The sequence below is a fragment of the Vibrio sp. 10N.286.51.C3 genome (assembly GCF_003050065.1).
Lineage (GTDB): Bacteria > Pseudomonadota > Gammaproteobacteria > Enterobacterales > Vibrionaceae > Vibrio > Vibrio crassostreae.
On the sequence record NZ_PIGC01000002.1, the window covers coordinates 68,676 to 88,050 of the forward strand.

The 19,375-nt window shown below is 45.0% G+C and carries 13 protein-coding genes and 1 riboswitch; of the genes, 6 read left to right on the plus strand and 7 right to left on the minus strand.

Annotated features, from left to right (window positions below; all coding sequences use genetic code 11):
* Positions 1-56 precede the first annotated feature (56 nt).
* The 5 genes from fdhF to cmoM form a co-directional block, all read right to left on the minus strand.
* A complete protein-coding gene (gene fdhF, locus CWO27_RS02090; RefSeq protein ID WP_107898498.1) occupies positions 57-4,286 on the minus strand; it encodes a formate dehydrogenase subunit alpha in 4,230 nt (1,409 codons plus the stop codon).
* A 318-nt stretch (positions 4,287-4,604) separates the two neighbouring features.
* Complete coding sequence (gene mukB / locus CWO27_RS02095) at positions 4,605-9,065, minus strand: chromosome partition protein MukB (RefSeq protein ID WP_102480695.1); 4,461 nt, start codon at positions 9,063-9,065, stop codon at positions 4,605-4,607.
* Positions 9,062-9,868, minus strand: coding sequence for a chromosome partition protein MukE (mukE, locus tag CWO27_RS02100; protein ID WP_048664682.1), 807 nt, complete (start codon positions 9,866-9,868; stop codon positions 9,062-9,064). Before mukE ends, mukB begins: the two co-directional genes overlap by 4 nt.
* Complete coding sequence (gene mukF / locus CWO27_RS02105; RefSeq protein WP_102432933.1) at positions 9,849-11,186, minus strand: chromosome partition protein MukF; 1,338 nt, start codon at positions 11,184-11,186, stop codon at positions 9,849-9,851. The genes mukE and mukF overlap by 20 nt, the downstream gene beginning before the upstream one ends.
* Positions 11,187-11,311: 125 nt before the next feature.
* Positions 11,312-12,097 carry a tRNA uridine 5-oxyacetic acid(34) methyltransferase CmoM gene (gene cmoM, locus CWO27_RS02110; protein WP_102432934.1) on the minus strand — a complete coding sequence of 262 codons (786 nt, stop codon included), beginning with the start codon at positions 12,095-12,097 and terminating at the stop codon, positions 11,312-11,314.
* A gap of 115 nt (positions 12,098-12,212) precedes the next feature.
* On the opposite strand from cmoM, the gene elyC reads away from it, so the two are divergent.
* Positions 12,213-13,064, plus strand: a complete 852-nt coding sequence (elyC, locus tag CWO27_RS02115; protein WP_048659667.1) for an envelope biogenesis factor ElyC — start codon at positions 12,213-12,215, stop codon at positions 13,062-13,064.
* A gap of 115 nt (positions 13,065-13,179) precedes the next feature.
* Here elyC and torR read toward each other — a convergent pair whose 3' ends face one another.
* Entirely contained in the window at positions 13,180-13,893 is a 714-nt protein-coding gene (gene torR, locus CWO27_RS02120; protein WP_048659668.1) for a two-component system response regulator TorR, read from the minus strand.
* 285 nt (positions 13,894-14,178) lie between these two features.
* Here torR and torD point away from each other — a divergent pair, with 285 nt between their 5' ends.
* From torD to CWO27_RS02145, 5 genes are all read left to right on the plus strand, one after another.
* Positions 14,179-14,826, plus strand: coding sequence for a molecular chaperone TorD (gene torD / locus CWO27_RS02125; protein WP_102432935.1), 648 nt, complete (start codon positions 14,179-14,181; stop codon positions 14,824-14,826).
* 315 nt (positions 14,827-15,141) lie between these two features.
* Entirely contained in the window at positions 15,142-16,146 is a 1,005-nt protein-coding gene (gene purR / locus CWO27_RS02130; protein ID WP_017062096.1) for an HTH-type transcriptional repressor PurR, read from the plus strand.
* Between the two features lie 170 nt (positions 16,147-16,316).
* A riboswitch (cyclic di-GMP riboswitch) is annotated at positions 16,317-16,402 on the plus strand.
* Between the two features lie 127 nt (positions 16,403-16,529).
* Positions 16,530-17,120 carry a TfoX/Sxy family DNA transformation protein gene (locus CWO27_RS02135; RefSeq protein WP_102432936.1) on the plus strand — a complete coding sequence of 197 codons (591 nt, stop codon included), beginning with the start codon at positions 16,530-16,532 and terminating at the stop codon, positions 17,118-17,120.
* A 134-nt stretch (positions 17,121-17,254) separates the two neighbouring features.
* The gene (locus CWO27_RS02140; RefSeq protein ID WP_048664679.1) at positions 17,255-17,935 is read left to right on the plus strand and encodes a TVP38/TMEM64 family protein; all 681 of its coding nucleotides are present in this window, start codon (positions 17,255-17,257) and stop codon (positions 17,933-17,935) included.
* Positions 17,936-17,982: 47 nt separating this feature from the next.
* Positions 17,983-18,300 carry a putative signal transducing protein gene (locus CWO27_RS02145; RefSeq protein WP_102432938.1) on the plus strand — a complete coding sequence of 106 codons (318 nt, stop codon included), beginning with the start codon at positions 17,983-17,985 and terminating at the stop codon, positions 18,298-18,300.
* 130 nt (positions 18,301-18,430) lie between these two features.
* On the opposite strand, the gene CWO27_RS02150 is transcribed toward CWO27_RS02145, so the two are convergent.
* Positions 18,431-19,228 (minus strand): alpha/beta fold hydrolase, encoded by a 798-nt coding sequence (locus tag CWO27_RS02150; protein ID WP_017062100.1) that lies wholly within the window; start codon positions 19,226-19,228, stop codon positions 18,431-18,433.
* Positions 19,229-19,375 lie beyond the last annotated feature (147 nt).

The following is a 19,375-nucleotide window of genomic DNA, read 5'->3' on the forward strand; positions in this document are numbered from 1 at the left end:
ATAACTCTGAGAGTTACGCGGCTTTTTAGTATCTGCGGTTAAATTAGCGGATTAGGTTAAGTCTCTGTAGATTCAATTACAGGCTCTCGAATTGGATCAATCCGCACCGCCGCCACCTTAAACTCAGGGATCTTAGCGTGTGGGTCGGTCGCTGTGGTCGTCAAACGGTTAACCGGCGATTCAACAAAATGGAATGGAATGAACACCACACCCTTTTGCATTCGCTTAGTCACAAACGCCGCGATTTCTATTTCACCACGACGTGTCGACACCTTGAGCATCTGACCATTCGAGATTCCTAACGCTTCAGCATCGTGAACACTGACCATTGCACGTGGCCCCGCTAAGTTATCCAGGCCTTTGGTTTTACGCGTCATAGTGCCTGTATGGAATTGCTCTAAGATACGCCCTGTCGTTAGAACTAACGGATACTCTTCATCCGGTAGCTCAGCAGCGTATCTAAACGGAATCGCCTCCATTTGACCACGCCCACGGGTAAATTGGGTCTGGTGCATGATACGAGTGCCATCAGGGTTATTCTTATTACTCGGCCATTGCACGCCATTGACCGTAATGTTCTCCCAACGTAAACCACCATACTGTGGTGTTACACGTGCTATCTCATTGGTGATATCGGCAACGGTGTTATAGTCCCAACCACCGCCCATTGCGTTGGCTAGCATTTGGATAATCACCCAATCTTCTTTCGCTTCACCTGGAGGCAATACCGCCGGGTTAATACGCTGAACACGACGCTCGGTATTGGTAAAGTGACCAGACTTTTCAGCAAACGAGCAAGACGGAAGAACCACATCGGCATATTGAGCAGTTTCGGTTAAGAAAATATCTTGAACTACTAAGAAATCTAACGCTTCAAGACCTTCAATCACATGCGCTTGGTTCGGGTCACTCAGCACTGGATTCTCGCCCATTACGTACAGACCACGAACATCTCGATGACACGCGCCATCAATAATCTCGGTCAGCGTTAACCCCGTTTCAGCGGGTAGATCAGTAACGCCCCACTCCATCGCAAACTTTTGACGAACCATTGGGTTATACACTTTCTGATAACCCGGAAGATTATTTGGCAACGCGCCCATATCGCATGCACCCTGCACATTCGATTGGCCACGCAGCGGGTTGATACCACCACCTTCAATACCGATGTTGCCACACAAGAGTTGCAGGTTGGCGATTGAACGTACGTTGTCATGCCCAGTAGTGTGCTGGGTAATACCCATCGAGTAATACACCGCTGTTCGTTCTGCAGTACCAATCAATCGTGCCATTGCGAAGATGTCTTCCGCTTTAACGCCAGTCACCAATTCCACTTTTTCTAGCGAATAGCTTGGTGACATCACCTCTTGAAGCAAGGTATCAAAGCCGTCCACACGATCTTCGATATACTCTTGGTCATACCAACCATGTTTGATGATCTGCTGCATCACACCATTGATCAGCATTACATCGGTACCCGGTCGGTGCGCTAAGTAAAGCTCAGCATGGTCAGCAATATCTATTCGTTTTGGATCGGCAACGATCAATCGCGCTCCACCATGTCTCACCGCCTGCTTAATGTGCGAACCAATAATTGGGTGCGCTGACGTGGTATCCGAACCAATAATAAAGATCACATCAGAATGCTTGATACTTGGAATATCATTGGTCATCGCTCCACTGCCTAACGATGCTTCAAGTCCAGTCACCGTCGAGGCATGACAAAGGCGAGCACAATGGTCGACGTTATTGGTGCCTAGTTCGCGACGTATGAATTTTTGGAAGGCATAGTTATCTTCGTTGGTGGTTTTAGCCGATGAGAAACCCGCTAGAGCATTGCTACCAAAACCTTGTTTAATAGCCGTGAACTTATCGGCAATCAGCGTAATGGCTTCTTCCCAACTCGCTGGTTGTAACCAGCCATCTTTACGAATTAACGGTGTTGTAAGGCGGGCATCACTGCCGACGAAGTCGAAACCGAAACGTCCCTTAACACACAGCATGCCCTCGTTGACCGGAGAATCACCGCCCTCGATATAACGGATTTTGTTCTTCGCTTCGTCTACATGCATGGTCAGTTTACAGCCCACACCACAGTAGGTGCAGATGGTATCGACTTTCTTAAGTACGTCTGTGTCGCCTTGCTTTCTATCTCTCGCATCGACCATTGCACCGGTTGGACACGCCTGAATGCAAGAGCCACATTGAACACAGTTAGAGTCGCCCATTAACGTTTTGTCTGCCCCAAAATTAGGACGACATTCAGGCCTTGAAGCTGGCTTTCCATCGGATTGATTCATGAAGCTAAGAACGCCATGAACATTCTGCTCGCGACATGCTTGGATACACTGACCACAACTGATACAGCGGTTAGCATCAAAGATAATGAATTCAGAGCTATCATCAACCGCGAATTTTTGTCTGGTTAAACCGATCTTCGCTTCTTCTGCACGAATCGCCTGCCAACTCTCATTCGAAGTCACATCGATTTTGTATTCTGGGTGTGTTTGCGTTGCCTTGTATTCAGTCGAGTAGTCTCGCAGGTCGCAATCGGTATTGGCTTGGCAGCCACACTCTAGACATCTTGCAGCTTCAGCGATTGCATCAGCATTATCAAAGCCTGTTTCTACTTCCTCAAAACTTTGCTCGCGCTGCTCAGGAGTTAGCTCTGGCATGATCTTACGCGCTATGCGCTGAATAGATTTGTACTGCTCAGGATCGATCCCTTTGAGCTGCTTGTGCTTTCTAGAGTTAAACGGTTTAGCCGGAATGTTATCCATGTCGCCGTGGAAGAAACGATCGATAGCCTGCGCTGCAATGCGTCCATCGCCAACGGCTTCGACTGCGGTTGCGGGGCCGCGTCGGAAATCACCAATACTGAAAATATTTCCGGTTCCGGTATGCATGGTTTGCGGATCAGCATCTGCGGTGTTCCAACGTGTTAGAGGGATATCAATCTCTTCGTTATCCATGAAGCTTAGGTCGGGCTTTTGTGACACCGCAGCGATAACCGTATCAAACGCTTCAACAAAGAACTCACCCGTTGGTTTAGGGCTACGACGACCAGAAGCGTCAGCAGGACCCAGTACCATACGTTCTAATCGAATCTTAGATACATGACCATTGTCATCAGCTATATTTTCGGCCGGGTTAGTCAAGAAGTGGAACTTCACACCCTCATGCTCAGCTTCTTCAATTTCGTAATCTTCTGCTGGCATCTCCTCTCGAGTACGACGATAAATCAACGTGGTATCCGCACCATCACGCACTGCGGTTCGAGCGCAATCAATCGCGGTGTTACCGCCACCGATCACTGCAACTTTTTTACCGGTGACATACTGTTGATCGGTCACGTAATCTTTAAGGTAATCGACGCCTAGATAACAGCCGCCAAGCTCGCTACCGGGATAATTCATCTCGACAGCTTGTGATGCACCAACGGCTAAACAAACCGCATCAAAATCGTTGCTCAAATCAGACAGTGTAAAATCAACACCGAGCTTCTTGTCGCACTCTACCGACATCCCATTACGACACATCAGTTCGATTTCTTTATCTAGAATCGACTTAGGTAAGCGATACTCTGGGATACCGTAACGCAGCCAGCCACCAGCTTGGGGCATCGACTCATAAACACTGACATCATAACCTTCATTAGATAGGTAATAGCCTGCTGTTAAGCCACCAGGGCCACTGCCAACAATCGCAATGCTTTTACCTTTATTGGGTTTCTTCGCTGGCATGTAGCTCTCTTGAGCAGCCAAATCGGCATCGGCTGCGTGTCGCTTGAGTTGGCGAATCGCAATCGAATCATCGACTAAGTTTCTTCGACACTCTGTTTCACAAAAGGCAGGACAAACACGGCCAATCGATAGCGGCATCGGCAGTGTTTTCTTAATCACTTCGATGGCTTTGGTATGATCATTTTGAGCAATATGATACAGGTAAGATTGAATATCGACTCCTGCAGGGCACGCAGTTTGGCATGGTGCCTCACAATCTGCATAGTGGTCTGTCATGATGCGGTTCAACGCTTCTTGTCGATGGTTGGTCAACTGCTTTGACTGAGTCGTAATATTCAACCCATTGGACACTTCAAGCTCGCACGAGCGCTTCATACCCACACCATCAATCTCGACGACACATAAATCGCATGGAATCTTATCAGTTGTTTTGTTCAAACCACATAGAGATGGGATCTCTAAACCACATGTTTTTGCCGCTTCAAGTACGGTTTGTCCTTGTTCGACGATTCGAAATTTCCCATCAATAACGATTTGAATCATATTGAGTCCTACCTTCCAGTTTGCGTAATAGTCACGCTCAAAAATACTAATAAGTCGTTCAGCAGTGTGCAGACACTACTGTCATATCATTACCATACATTAATTGTGGTTTTGTGCGTGTGACTTCAAACAAGTTCTATTGAGATTAACCCTAATGTATGAGTGGTCTTATCAGTAAGTCAAAGAGGGCTAGACACGAAGTATATTAAGTGGATTGCACAAAGGGAGTTAGAACAATTGCAGAACGCTAGACTTAGGTACTAAAAAGCCCCTAATGATTAGGGGCTATGAATTAGTATCGTTGAATCGCTATCGAGCTTATTGCTCAGTTTCTTCGATAAGCTCTTGCACTGGAGATGCAGGTTTGTTTTGAGCAAAACCTCGCAAACCAACAACGTGTACATGTTCGTGATCTTTGAAGACCTTACGTACCAGTTTGTAGGTTGTACCTTTCTCTGGGCTGATGTTCTCAGGGGCTGCAATCAGAAGCTGCATACCTAGACGGTCACACAGTTCAAACAACGTAGAGATAGATTTCGCATCCAGACGTGCTGCTTCATCGAGGAACAACAAGCGACATGGAACGATGTCTTTACTACGAAGTCGACGTGACTCTTCTTCCCAGCTCTGAACCACCATCAGTAGGATAGATTGACCGGTACCGATCGCCTCACCCGTAGAAAGTGCTCCTGATTCCGCTTGTAGCCAGCCATCTGAACCACGGTTAACTTCAACACTGAGTTCTAAGTAGTTACGGTAATCCAGCAACTCTTCACCCAGAACTTGCGGAGAACGTTGACCCATATCGATATGTGGGTTCACACGTTGGAACAATTTCGCCATTGCTTCTGAGAAGGTGAAGCGCGTTGATTCAAACAAGTCTTTGTGCTGCTCTTGCTGAGTCGCTAGCCCTGACAGCAAGATTTCGTGGCTTTCACGGATCTTAACGTTTAGACGCACGCCCTTAACCTGACCAAAGTAGATGTTAGACAGACCTTGGTTTAGCATTCGAATACGGTTCTGCTCACGCTGAATCGTCTTCTTAATGATGCTTGCTACCGACTCAGAGCTGATCGCTAAGCGATTTTCACGCTGCGTCAGTTCTTCTGTTAATCGAGCGAGCTCAACTTCCATCTCTTCGATTGCTTCAACCGGATCATCCGTATGAATGATGTCTTGGCGAATACGCTCGCGAAGATGTTGATAAACTGCAATATAGAACAGAACTTTACGCTCTGGATGTGCGTTGTCTTCCGATAGACGCAGCGAATCACGTAAGTCGTCATTGTCAGCTACAGCCAGACGTAGCGCACCCAATGATTTATCCGACATTGAGCGAAGTTCACCCGCCGTTAGGTAAGCCAGTTCACGCTTGTGCAGACGACGTTCAACATCATTTTCACGAGCTAAACGAAGTACTGAGCACCAACCTGCTTTTGCTGCAACTACGAAGGTACGAAGTTCTGTGTACTCTTTCTGTACTTTCTTAAGACGCTTAGCCAGTGCTTTCATCTCAAGTTCCGTTGACGTAATCGTACGCTCGTATTCACTCTTACGGCTGCGAGATGTGTGTAGACGCTCTTGAAGCTCGTCACGGCGACGTACAGCACGCTCTTCTGCGCCTTCATCAGCGTTTACACCGAACTCTTGAAGCTCTTGCTTGAACTCTTGAACCGTTTCTTGCTTCGCTTGATGTGAGCTCTTCAATGCCGCCAATACTTGGTTGTATTGGTTCATCTGTTCACGAGCTTGCTTCAAGCCATCACGACCTTTGGTTCTTGCTTGTTCCGCTTGAACCAGTTTTGCTTTCAGTTGTTCGCTCAGTTCGCTGCTCTTGTTAAGCAAATCAACAGAGTCCGCGTAAGCAAAGTAGTGACGACGCTCAATCAAATCAGACAGCGCGAACACTTTACCTTTTAGAGTTTGTAGCGCGTTATCAGCTTGACGATATTCGGCTTCCAAAGCTTCGAACTGCTCTGGGTCAGCGTCTAGTGCAGATACGATTTGCTCTAGAGAAGTAAGCGCTTTACCGTGAGTATTCAAATAAAACTTAGCTTCACTTAAACGCTCTAGTTGCGCTTCTAATTCAGCTAAGCGCTCAGCCAATGTTTCGTCTTCTAAAATACGAACCATTGGCGCTAATTTATCTAATGCACCAAGTGCCTGCTTGCTTTGTAGAAGCTGGCTACGTTGTTGCTGCTCTTTAGAGTTAAGCTCAGCCAGAGAACGAACAATTTGATTGCGCTTATCACGAATCGCAGTAAGTGCTTGTTCTGGGTCTGCGTTAAACGCAACGTGTAGGTGCTTCGCAACAAAGCTGTTGAATGCTTGGTATAAGCGATTCAGTTTTTGAGAGTCAAACGCTGCTTTCGCGTGGTTCTCAACGACAACATCACGCTCTTCGCGCAATTTCTCTAGGCGCTGTTCACGAGCCGCACGGCCAAACAGTGGGATCTCAGGAAAACGAGAGTAACGCATTTGGCGATCGTTCAGCTGAACACATACCGCGCCTTCAAGCTCATCGGCATTAAACGAGCTGTCATCAAACGCGTCTACATCGCCTTCTAGGATGTAAAGGTCTTCTGGACAATCATCAAGATCCACCAGCTTCTCTTTAATACCATCAAGATCCGAAACCACAATCGCGTGACGAGCTGGGCCGTACATCGCACTAAAGTACGGCGCATCACCGATCGTGATGTCATCGTAGATCTCAGAAAGCAGTACGCCACCAAGCGTATCCGCCAGGCCTTTCAGGCGAGGATCGTTAGAACCACCTGGCGAAGCTAAACGCTCAATCTCTTGCTCAAGTTCAGCTCGGCGCGTTGCCAACTGATCTTTTGCTACCGCTTGAGATTTCTCGTCTTCAAGTACTTGCTGCATTTGAGTCATTACCGCTTGGCTATCTTCTAGCTCAGCGTCTGTTTGATCTCTTAAAGCTTCAAGTGCATCGTTTGCCGTGATCCACGCAGGAGCAATTGACTCAAGTTTTTGAATCTCTTGGTCGTGGTTTTGTTGTACACGACGTTGCTCACTCTTCGCTTCACGCAGCTCTTCTTGAGCGAACTCAAGGGACTCGATCTGCATAGCGTGACGTTCACGTTCTTCATCGAAAACCGCTTCATCAGTCAGTGAGATGTTGTGTTGTTTTTGGTATTCAGTCGCAAGCTCTTTTGCTTGACGCTGCTGAGCCACATCACGAGCCATGTCGCGGTGCTGAGCACGCCATTGCTGTTCGTTCTCAACAACGTGTTTTGCGTTACGGCCTTTTTCTAGAGCTTGCTTAGCGCTGCTAGACGCTTCTTTACGCTCAACGTCACCAACGATGCTTTTAACTAAAGACAGTGCTTTGTCGAACTGTGCAGAAGCTGCAGAAGACATGTCTAGCTTGTGCTTAGTAGACAGTAGCGTTTGAGTGCTTGATTCTTCTTGTGCTTTTAGCTCAGAAACAAGAGTTAATGCACTTTCTGCCGTAATAGACTCATCACCAAGTAACTGTTTGGTTTTCTCTAATGCTTGAACGGCTTGCTGGTATTGCAGCGCACGAGTTTGCTGAACGTCTAACGCTTGTTGGTAATCAGCAAGCTGAGTTTTCAGGCTATCCACTTCTTCTTCGGTAATGGTTGCCTGCTCTTCAGCAAGAAGTACTCGCTCTTGAGCTTCTTCAACCACCATCATCTGCTCTTCTAGACGCTCATTAAGCTCTTCTAGATCTTCACTGTAGCGTGCAATTTTCTCTTGCTGGCGAAGTGCAGTTTGAACCAATTGAAGATGATCCGAAGCCGCTTGATAATCTTGCTCTAGTGCCGACTCTTGATCGACCAACAGCTCTAATTCTTCTTGAACACGGTTCAACAAGTTATTTTGATCATGCAAGGTTTCACGCGAACCAAACAGTTCACCACGAAACTTCATGGTTTGATCAAGCTTGTTACGACGATCGTTGGCATGGCGCATGTAATCTGCTGCCACGTAGTTCGTAGATTCAGTGATCAAGTGTTTGAACAGGTCACGGTCCGACTGAGTCGTTTTGATCGCTTCTAACGTCATACGGTTTTCGCGTAGTGCTGATTCCATGTCTTGGAATGCTTTCTTCACACCACCGTTTTGCGGTAGGAGATAATCACGCAGAGAACGCGTAATCGCACTAGAAATACCGCCGTAAAGCGATGCTTCGATCAAACGGTAGAACTTAGAACGGTCGCTGCTGTTACGCAGTTTCTTCGGTACCACACCGTATTCAAACATTTGCGAGTGGTAATCAACAATCGAAGAGAAGGCTTTGAAGTGCGCGCCTTCGTACTGTGCTACCGCGGCTTTTACGTCGTTCAACTGACATACGCGAGCATGGCTGTCGGAAACGTTCTGAATCAACACATCCGTTGGTTTCACATGGCTTGGAAGGCCTTGGATTACGAACGGTTTGATGTCTACTTTCTTGTCACGACCCGCAACTTGCTGCAGTTTTACTGCAAACAGTAGGCGTTGGTTACGAGAGTTCACCACATCCAGCGCAGCGTAACATGCGCCAGGTTGAAGCTTACCGTATAGACCTTTGTCACGAGATGACTGTGAGCTACCCGCTTCCGTTGTATTACGGAAATGCAGAAGGCTTTGGTCAGGAATCAACGCTGTGATGAATGCCGCCATAGTGGTCGACTTACCTGCACCGTTACCGCCAGAAAGCGTTGTAACCAATCCATCAATATCAAAAGTACGCGCGAAGAAGCCGTTCCAGTTGACCATGGTTAATGATTGATACTTACCTCTTTCAATCATGCTTCACCTTCTACTTTTGTTGGTTCGCCGTCGTTTGACTCAAGGTCAAAGTCAGCTTGATCGTTAAAAATGTCTTGTTGACCGTTTTCGTCTACGCCTGCATCTACTTCTGATACGGCTTCCGCTTGTTCTTCATTCAACAAGCTGCCTTGGTTAGGCTCTTGAGTATGCACCACAGCTTCACCATCACGGATAAGACGCAGTTGAGCTTCTTTCATATCATCGCCAACACGTACGTCAGCACCAAAACGGAATACTGCTTCGCTGATACGGAACTTGCCCGTCTCGCCAATCGCAATCAACATGCCGATACGACGTAAGCGACGTAGAGAAGTACGCACTTTTTCAAACAGCTTTTCTTTGTCTAAATCAGAACCCGACGCACGGTTTGTCGCAAGCTTCATGAGTTTTTTCTCATCCGCTAACGACATCAACTCATCAAACAGCTCTTGGTTAGTAAAGATACCTTCGTGTGCTAGACGCTCTGGGCTTAGGTACAAAAAACACAGTACCTTACCAACAAGCATGTCTAGCTCAGACAAAACACTACGACCGATTAGCGACGTAGAACGCGGACGCAGGTAAAAAAAGCCTTCTGGCGCTTTCACAAGCTCGGTGTTGTAGCGTTGGTAGAAATGCTGAAGCTCAACTTCAAAATCAGAAAGTAACGCGTGGTTATCTAAGTCTTCTGTTGAAATATGCTTACCTGAACGCAGCATGCTGTCTAGCGCAGGGAACAATGGGTTCGCTATCGCTTTTACCAGTTTCTCTGGCATGTAATCATCAGTACTTGTTAATGACATTTGCTTGTACCTTTGCACCGAAATCGTTGATTGCCTGCCAATCTGGCTGAATAGCCTGATAGTCAGATTCTGAGTAACCTAAGCGCACGGCTTGGTCGACAACAATTCTGGCTAAATCAAAATGGTGTGTGCGAGGGTGTTCAGCGAGGTAATCGCGTAGCACAAGGCCAAGATCAATTGGCGCACCTTGCTGTTTGTGAGCTTTCAACATCTCTGCTATTCGGTCTGAAAGCAGATCATTCACTTGCTCAAATTCTTCGTATTCTACGTCGATTGGTGCTTGGCCCATTACTTCGTCATCACGAAGTACTAAGGCTTCATCACGCAAATCGGTAAGCTTTTCAGCATCGGCGTAGGTCAATAACCAAGGCGCATCAAAGTAGTCGGTAACCGACTGACGCAAGCGTTGGCTAAAGGCACGGTTTTTATCCATATCAATCGCGGTACGGATAAACTTGTGAACATGGCGGTCGTAGCCGATCCACAAATCGATCGCTTGCTGACCCCAACTAGTAATTCGGTCGAGCTTCATCTGCAAGCCGAATAGGGTTTCGCCAACGAACTCGAGTTCATCGTCACCGTAAACAATTTCTTGAATATCGAGGATCTGTGTTTGCAGTTCATCACCCGCCGCTTGCAAGGTGTCTTGCAATTCTTTTAGCGTGGAGGAGGTTTCTGATAGCAAGGTTTCGCAGTTGTTGATCGCCTCACGCCAATCTTTGTTAAGAAGGTCGGCAATTTGCTGCTTAACGGTTTGCTGCTGCTCATCCATAACACGTTGGTTAAGATCTATCTGATCGAAAATCTCACCAACAGAATACTTGAGCACGCCGTAAACGTTCTTTCTCCAATGTCCTGGAGTTCCGCCCTTCTGCGCAGCTTCAATGGCTTTAGCCATCTCGTCTGCAACCATAGAAAGCTGGATAGACAATTTTAATTTAGAGAACTGACGGTGACGTAAGTAATAATCTGAGATACCAATCGCTAATGGCGACAAACGGTAAATGCTCGCACCATCGGTAATTTCGCTGGTAAAGCGGCTAATCAACTTCTGTTTAACTAACTCGTTGATGGCATTGTTGGCACGAAACGCGGACGCTTCACCAGTATCTTCAAACAGTCGAGTGACGATGGTAAATGCATCGTGCAGTTCACCCTCGCCCAACTCTTCATCGAACCTTTCATTGCTTAGTACTGCGATAGCAATCAAAAATGCTAAGCGCTCTGGTGGCAAATTTAATGAAAAATCATGCTGCTTGACCCAGCCCACCAACTCATCAATTGGCTGCTCTTCGGCAGTTTGAGTCATTTCACTCATTGTGGTTCCTGTTACTGTTCTTCGTCATATCGAACATGTTAGATATGACGCCTATTTCTTTATGACGCGGGCTTCTTGCGATTGCATAGCGCATGCTGTGGCTTCTTTTACCACATTCACCGCTATTATTGCGCAGGTTTTTGAGCCCAAACGTGAATATAACGGCCTAGCGACAGGTATGGCTCTTGGCGACATAGCTGTTTTTCTAGTTCCAATACATCTTCAAATTGGTAATCGCCCATGTACTCCATATTACCTATGTAGTCACTGAAAGAGCGAATGCCTGATTTACCACAGATTTCTAGACCAGCGTCTTCTACCCATTGATAAACCTCTTCTGGCTTTAAGCCTTTTTGTGGTTGCAGCTTAAACCGTTTTCGATGTGGCATCCCATTCAATACATGAGGAATGTTGCCACAAATCACATTTTTCAGGACTAATCCGTGGTGGTTGTAAAACATTATCGAGGCAACGCCACCCGGTTTGACTTGTTCAAGCAATAAATCAAGCGCTTCTTTAGGATCGGCTAACCATTCCATTACGGCATGAAACATCACAAAATCGACTTTCTCATCGAGATGTTCTGCAACTTTTTGTACCGGAGAATGGATAAATCGATACTGCTCTAACAAACCCGCTTCGCTAATACTCTCTTCTGCTAGCTTCAGCATCTCAGAAGATAGATCACACAAAGAAACCTTATGCCCAAGCGACGCAATTTTTTGCGACATCTGCGCAAGGCCACCTCCAGCATCAAGCACATGCAGTGGTGATGCTAAATGCTCAAATTTGCTCAAAGCTTGTTCTAAATCTTCCCATACGATGATCTGACGGATCTCTCCTTTGTCAGAGCCGTAAATATTTTTTGCAAATTTGTGGGCAATATCGTCGAAATTACGGTCTTCAGTCACGGCTACTTGAGTTATTATGTCCTATCGTGCCTGCTATTCTGTCACAGGAATTTCAGGAATAAAGAGGCGATGTCTCTTTTTACTACTAAGTGATGTTTTTTCGGACTATTCGGATATGTTTGAGCTGAAAAAAGTAGTGTCTTCGCTATTGATGCCACTACCAGCAATGTTAATTCTCGCTTTTCTGGGTTTAGCCCTAGTGATGTTTACTACCAAAAGGAAGACGGGTTGCCTAATCACCCTTTCAGCCCTATGTGGTATTTTCCTAATCGCTTTCCAACCAGTTTCTAGTCAACTTTTAATGCCAATGGAAAGGCAACACACCGCTTTTTTACCTGTCGATGAAACCGTCGATTACGTAATGGTTCTCGGAAGTGGTCACGTCGTAGATGACCAAATTCCACCGACATCAGAACTGAGCCGCACCGGCCTGATGCGCTTAAGTGAAGGGATTCGTATTCTACGTCTTTACCCTGGTGCAAAACTCATTTTGTCTGGCTATGGCGCAGGCACTGAAGTAAGTAACGCAAGAATGATGGCTAAAGTTGCACTAGCACTTGGTGTTGCGAAGCCTGATATCATTCTACTTGAAACAGCAAAAGACACCTGGGAAGAAGCCCGCCAAGCTGCTGCGTTTGTTAAGAATAAAAGAATGGTGCTAGTGACTTCAGCTAGCCATATGACTCGTGCACTGAACGAATTCAATGCTGCCGGCATGAAACCTCTACCAGCACCAACTAACTACCTTGCACAAGAAGGGATTGTTGAGCCTTGGAATAAGTACATGCCAAAAGCTCTTTACCTTGAGCAGACTGAGCGCTATTGGCACGAAACCATGGGATTGGTTTGGCAAAGCCTACGCGATTGGCTTGATACAAGTAATGACCCTATTCAAGATCCTATTGTTGTTCCAGAGGCGTCCAGCCTAGTTGATGGCGGTGACGTTTCTGCAGCGCAGCCTCAATAATCAAACCGCATAAAACATTTAGGACGGTACAATTAAGTAAAAAAAGCCGAGACATCAATGATGTCTCGGCTTTTTCGTTCATATGTCGTTGCTGACTAGAAGTTCACGAAGAACATTAGTCACCAGCGAACATGTAACCTTCACCGTGAACCGTCACAAAGATTTGTGGGTTCTTAGGGTCGAATTCCATTTTTGCACGCATGCGACGAATCAGTACGTCGATCGTACGGTCATTCGGTGCATCCACTCGGTGGCTGATCATATTCAGAATACGTTCGCGACTTAATACTTGGTTAGGGTAAGAAGACAAAGCCACCAACAGTTCGTATTCAGCTTTAGTCAGCTTCACTGGCTCGCCATTTTTGCTTAGCGCACGACGAGGAATATCAAATGTCCACTCACCGAAACGAACCACAGACTCGTCTGATGTTTCTTCTACTGCGCCAGCTGCCGTTTTACGAGCGGCAGAAATACGCCAAAGTAGGTTTTTAACTCGAACCAATAACTCGCGGAGTTCGAAGGGTTTAGTAACGTAATCGTCCGCGCCCATTTCAAGGCCAACGATTTTGTCGATGCTATCCGTGCGTCCAGTAACTAAAATAATTCCAATGTCTGATTGACTGCGTAATTCGCGAGTTAGCATCAATCCATCTTCGCCTGGTAAGTTGATGTCCAGCATAATGAGGTCAACGTTGTTTTCTTCTAACACGCTTCTCATTTGAGCGCCGCTTTCCGCTTCGCTCACTGTGTAACCTTCGTTCTGGAAGTATCCAACCAGTTTACTGCGGGTTACCACATCATCTTCTACGACTAATACGTGATAGCTCATCTACACCACTTTTCTTATTTAATAGTTTCAGTGACTATTCTATTCATAACTCGTAACAATTCTAGTAGTACAGAAGATAAAAGCCAGAAACATGGATTTTTTTTGATACAAGACAATCTTAAACCTTGCTATTTATCGTCCATCGCAATTCAATATAGGCATTACTACTAACGAGTAACTTTGCGTTTCGCAAATAACCTTGTTATTCAGCCTTGGTGTGCTTATGCCCAAGTGACTTCAAGATGCATATAAGTAACATCACAAGACTAAGTCAGGATCTAACAAATGAAAGATACGAAAGCGTTCAACGAGCAAAGAGCAGAAATATACTGGTGGCTATCAAGCTTATTTGCCAAAGAGCTCACTCAAGAAGAACTCGATCACTACCACTCTGTTGAAATTCGTTCTTTCCTGACTGGTTTAGGCGAAAATGAAACACTAAAGCCAGCGATTGATAAGCTAGTGGATGCGCTTAACCGCCTACAAACACGTGAAGATGCTCAACTAGAATTGTCTGCAGACTTTTGCGATCTTTTCTTAAAAACAGATAAACACGGTGCTCTTCCTTACGCTTCTATGTATATCGGTGAAACTGGCCTTTTGAATGATAAGCCTGCAAAAGATATGGAAGAGATCATGGCTAAGCACAATTTAGTGGTGAACCAAGATCTAAAAGAGCCAGCAGACCACATTGCTATCGAACTCGATTTCCTTGGTAACTTGATCATTAGTTCAAACGAAACGGATATTGAAGAAGAGCTAGAGAATTCATTTGCCGTTCAACAGCAGTTTATCGAACAACAACTGCTGACTTGGGTACCAAAGTTCAACGTGAAATGTCATGACGTTGATGAATTCGGTTTCTACGCCTCCGTCTCATCTTTGCTACTCGCATTCTGTCAATTAGACACTCAATATTTAGCTGGTGAATAGCTTATTGGATGACTAGGTAAATAAATTCAGTAGAATGTGACAATTCACCCGGATTTCTGGGTGAATTTTATTGCGAGTAATTTCTAGTCAGTCTAAAATTGTGACCGCAAACGATAAAATATGAAACATTCACGAAATGCTATGCTTATTAAAGTTCAGAGCATTTCGGTGTTAAGACAAGCCGCTCAATAGCGGTTTTTTGTTTTTTAGCACTTTAGTACCCAAAGAGCCCTACAAATTTAAGCTCTTAGTTAGGTAGCTTAACGGCTACTTTATTCCGTACTTGGGGAAAGTAGCTTCTAATAGGATAAAACCATGGCCACTATAAAAGATGTCGCTCGCTTAGCCGGCGTATCAACAACAACCGTTTCTCACGTAATCAATAAAACTCGCTTTGTTGCAGAAGCAACTCAAGAAAAAGTAAACAAAGCCGTAGATGAACTAAACTATGCACCAAGTGCTGTTGCTCGTAGTTTGAAGTGTAATACCACACGCACTATCGGCATGCTTGTGACTCAATCAACTAACTTATTCTTCTCTGAAGTTATCGATGGTGTTGAGAGCTACTGCTACCGTCAAGGTTACACTTTGATCCTGTGTAATACGGGCGGTATCTATGAGAAGCAACGTGACTACATTCGAATGCTTGCAGAGAAACGTGTAGATGGCATCTTAGTTATGTGTTCTGACCTAACTGAAGAACTAAGAGAGATGTTAGACCGTCACGCTGACATCCCTAAAGTTATCATGGACTGGGGCCCTGAGAGCTCTCAGGCTGATAAGATCATCGATAACTCTGAAGAAGGTGGCTACCTAGCGACCAAATACCTTATTGAACGCGGTCACTCTAAGATTGCATGTTTAAGTGGCCACTTAGACAAAGCAGCATGTGTTGAACGTATTGCCGGTTACAAGCGCGCACTCAACGAAGCTAAGATTTCTGCCGATGAAAATATGATCATCGAAGGCAACTTCGAGTGTGATACAGCAGTACTTGCTGCAGAACAAATCGTTGAGATGGAAGATCGCCCAACGGCGGTATTCTGCTTTAACGATACAATGGCACTCGGCCTAATGAGCCGCCTGCAAGAAAAAGGCATTCGCATTCCTGAAGATATCTCAGTGATCGGTTACGACAACATCGAACTGGCTGAATACTTCTCTCCGCCGTTAACGACAGTTCACCAACCAAAACGTCGTGTTGGTAAGAATGCATTCGAAATTCTATTAGAGCGCATCAAAGACAAAGACCACGAAAAACGCGTCTTCGAAATGCACCCTGAAATTGTTGAGCGAAGTACAGTTAAAACGTTAAATTAATTGATAATTCAAGTTTAATGTCATCAAGCGCACCTTTAGGTGCGCTTTTTTTATCAGCAACTATAATGAACCTATATGCACAATGGAAAGATCATTAATTGAAGCAATGTCACATTTTGAAATATCAACTGTGAGCTTCATTCAACAAAAACTTTATTCTATTCAATCAGTCACGCACAGGGCAAACCACTCGAAAGAGTGAGACGCAAAGCTTCCGGCCTAAACCACTCGTTGGTATGGTAGCGGGGTTACCGATGGCAAAATGCAGTAACTACTAATAATTTAGTAATTTACGGCTTATTGACAATGTAATTGCAACATTTTGCTAATCTCTCGGACCTGCTTATTTGGTGGCGTAGTTCAAATACACCGAGATAAATAACATGGATAAACCGATACTAAAGGACTCGATGAAGTTATTTGAGTCCCTAGGAAAAATAAAATCACGCTCAATGTTTGGTGGCTTCGGTCTTTTTGCTGATGACACTATGTTTGCTCTGGTTGTAAATGACCAGTTGCACATACGCGCAGACAGAGGCACAACGAAACAATTCGAACAACAAGGGTTTCAACCATACGTCTACAAAAAACGTGGTTTCCCTGTCGTTACTAAATATTTCGCTTTACCTGAAAGCTTATGGCAAGACCAAGAAAAAATCTTGCAACTTGCAACCACGTCTCTAGGTTTTGCTAAAGAAGAAAAAGCTGAGCAGTCTTCTGCTAAGCCGACCCGACTCAAAGATCTGCCTAATCTTCGACTCGCTACCGAGCGTATGTTGAAAAAGGCAGGGATCGATTCTGTAGAACGTTTATATGAATCTGGCTCTGTAAACGCATTTAACGCCATCAAAGAATCGCATGCGTCTTCTGTCAGTATTGAACTACTTTGGGCGCTAGAAGGCGCGATCAATGGTACACATTGGTCTGTTATACCGCAGCAGCGTCGCGAAGAGCTTATCAATCGGGTCAATTAACATTGTCAGTGCAATCTATATACATAACTAAGCCGCATTTACTGCGGCTTTTTTTATATCTGATGAAAGTTAATCTATGCTTTGCCTGTCTATCTATACTATCGGTATGCATTGAAAATTTAGAGGAAGTATCAATGAGTAAGAAAATGATATTGGGTATTGTGTTGGTCGTAACCATCGTGGTGTTAGGCATCAATTTCGGCCAGTACTTAACGCTTGAAAATGCTAAGGCCCAACAAGCTGTGTTAAATGACTATATTGACAGCAACTTTATTGCTGCTGCCGCTATCTATTTTGTCGCGTATGTAATGATTACAGCTTTCTCCATTCCCGGAGCCGCTGTTGTGACCCTATTAGGGGCTGCGCTATTTGGCTTCTGGAATAGCTTGCTGCTAGTATCTTTCGCAAGTGCGATCGGTGCGACCTTAGCCTTCTTAAGTAGCCGTTACTTGTTGCGTGACTGGATTCAAACCAAGTTTGGTGACAAATTGGCGACAATTAACAAGGGAGTTGAAAAAGACGGCGCATTTTACTTATTTTCTCTGCGTCTGATTCCTGTATTCCCATTTTTCCTTATCAACCTATTGATGGGTCTAACACCGATGTCAGTGAGTCGTTATTACATTACAAGTCAGATCGGGATGTTACCGGGGACGGCGGTTTTCTTGAATGCTGGTACTCAGCTCGCAGAAATTGATTCACTTTCAGGCATCGTCTCCCCTTCAGTACTATTGTCATTTGCGTTATTGGGGATATTCCCAATAGTTGCTAAATGGTTGATGGGTAAGTTTCGCTCAGCACCCGTAGCTGAATAATTTATAATAGCCAAACAACACAGATAGCCGAATAAGGTTCTATTTCAATGAAAATCTTCAGTGCATCGAATCCGACAGAAGCTCATATCATCTGTGGATTGTTAGAAAGTGAGAATATTTCCTGTGAAGTCCGTGGTGAGGGGTTATTCGGATTGAAAGGGGAAATCCCATTTACGGAAGAAACTGACCCTTACGTGTGGTTATATGAGCCAGAATTGGCCAGTAAAGCTCGCACGATCGTCAATGACTACCAAAAACAGCAAGATTCTATCATCTATGAAGAGTGGCGTTGTGGTGAGTGTCATGAAGTCAACGAAGCGCAATTCGGCTCTTGTTGGCAGTGCGGTGCTGCTTCACCCGAATAGCAGAGTTTCAATGACCCTATAAGACAATTAGGCCGATACCTCCTCCAAATAAAAACGGGAAGCTAAAATTAGCTTCCCGTTTTTATTTCAATTCGATTCAATCATTATCTTTGATTTCGCGCCTAGAAAATCACTGGATTTGTTTTTGAATAAACGCAATCGAACGCTGATTAAACTCTTCAGGGTTTTCCACGTTACATACGTGCCCACAATTCGGAATCTCTACTAGCTCGCTCGACTCATGCGCTGCGACCATTTCTTTAACTGGTTTGATGAACATGTAATCTCGCTCACCCATCAAATACAAAGTCGGAATCGGCAACTCTCTGTCTTTGAAATATTTCATCAATGGGTTTACATCAGCCGTTAATATAAACCATCGTTTAAACTCTTTTTGACACAGTTTTTTCGCTTCACGGATAAACAGGTGACGAGACTCTTTCTGGCTTTTTTGTGGCATAACAACGTAAGCAAAAAGGCTGTATAACCACATATAAGGAATGATGTGCTTGCTGAGGTTACCCAGCTTGATTAAGACTTGAGAACGAGTGTTGAGTTTAGTCACGGCACCACCCAGCACCATTGAGCGTACACGACCAGCCGCTAATTCTGCAACGTTACGCACAATAATCGTACCCAAAGACATGCCGACGAAATGTGCAGAACGGATTTTAAGATGGTCTAACACTTTAAGAATATCAAGCGTCACCGATTTAAACGTATAACGATTCGAAATCAGCCCTTTAAGTATATTGTCTGATTTACCATGCCCTCTCAGATCAATGAGAAGTAAGTTGAAGTGCTGTTTATACGCTTTGATCTGCTTGAACCAGATGGAGGAACTACCTCCTGCGCCATGCACAAATACAACCCACTCATCGCTCGTAGGGTGAGTAAATGTTTTATGAAATAGTAAACTCTCAGACATACCTATCGCTTTAATTATTGGAATGGAGCTGTGCCTCATCATGAGGCGATGACTAAGGATATCACGCTATTAAGAACTTTAAGTGATAATAGTGTCAAACCTATCATTAGTCATGTGAATACCTACCCCACCTTTTCTACCTGACTA

Coding starts and splice junctions, on each gene's coding strand:
- fdhF (WP_107898498.1), bottom strand. CDS start 4,286: ATGATTCAAATCGTTATTGATGGGAAATTTCGAATCGTCGAACAAGGA.
- CWO27_RS02140 (WP_048664679.1), top strand. CDS start 17,255: ATGAGTAAGAAAATGATATTGGGTATTGTGTTGGTCGTAACCATCGTG.
- mukF (WP_102432933.1), bottom strand. CDS start 11,186: ATGAGTGAAATGACTCAAACTGCCGAAGAGCAGCCAATTGATGAGTTG.
- CWO27_RS02135 (WP_102432936.1), top strand. CDS start 16,530: ATGGATAAACCGATACTAAAGGACTCGATGAAGTTATTTGAGTCCCTA.
- mukE (WP_048664682.1), bottom strand. CDS start 9,868: ATGTCATTAACAAGTACTGATGATTACATGCCAGAGAAACTGGTAAAA.
- elyC (WP_048659667.1), top strand. CDS start 12,213: ATGTTTGAGCTGAAAAAAGTAGTGTCTTCGCTATTGATGCCACTACCA.
- CWO27_RS02150 (WP_017062100.1), bottom strand. CDS start 19,228: ATGTCTGAGAGTTTACTATTTCATAAAACATTTACTCACCCTACGAGC.
- mukB (WP_102480695.1), bottom strand. CDS start 9,065: ATGATTGAAAGAGGTAAGTATCAATCATTAACCATGGTCAACTGGAAC.
- CWO27_RS02145 (WP_102432938.1), top strand. CDS start 17,983: ATGAAAATCTTCAGTGCATCGAATCCGACAGAAGCTCATATCATCTGT.
- torD (WP_102432935.1), top strand. CDS start 14,179: ATGAAAGATACGAAAGCGTTCAACGAGCAAAGAGCAGAAATATACTGG.
- purR (WP_017062096.1), top strand. CDS start 15,142: ATGGCCACTATAAAAGATGTCGCTCGCTTAGCCGGCGTATCAACAACA.
- torR (WP_048659668.1), bottom strand. CDS start 13,893: ATGAGCTATCACGTATTAGTCGTAGAAGATGATGTGGTAACCCGCAGT.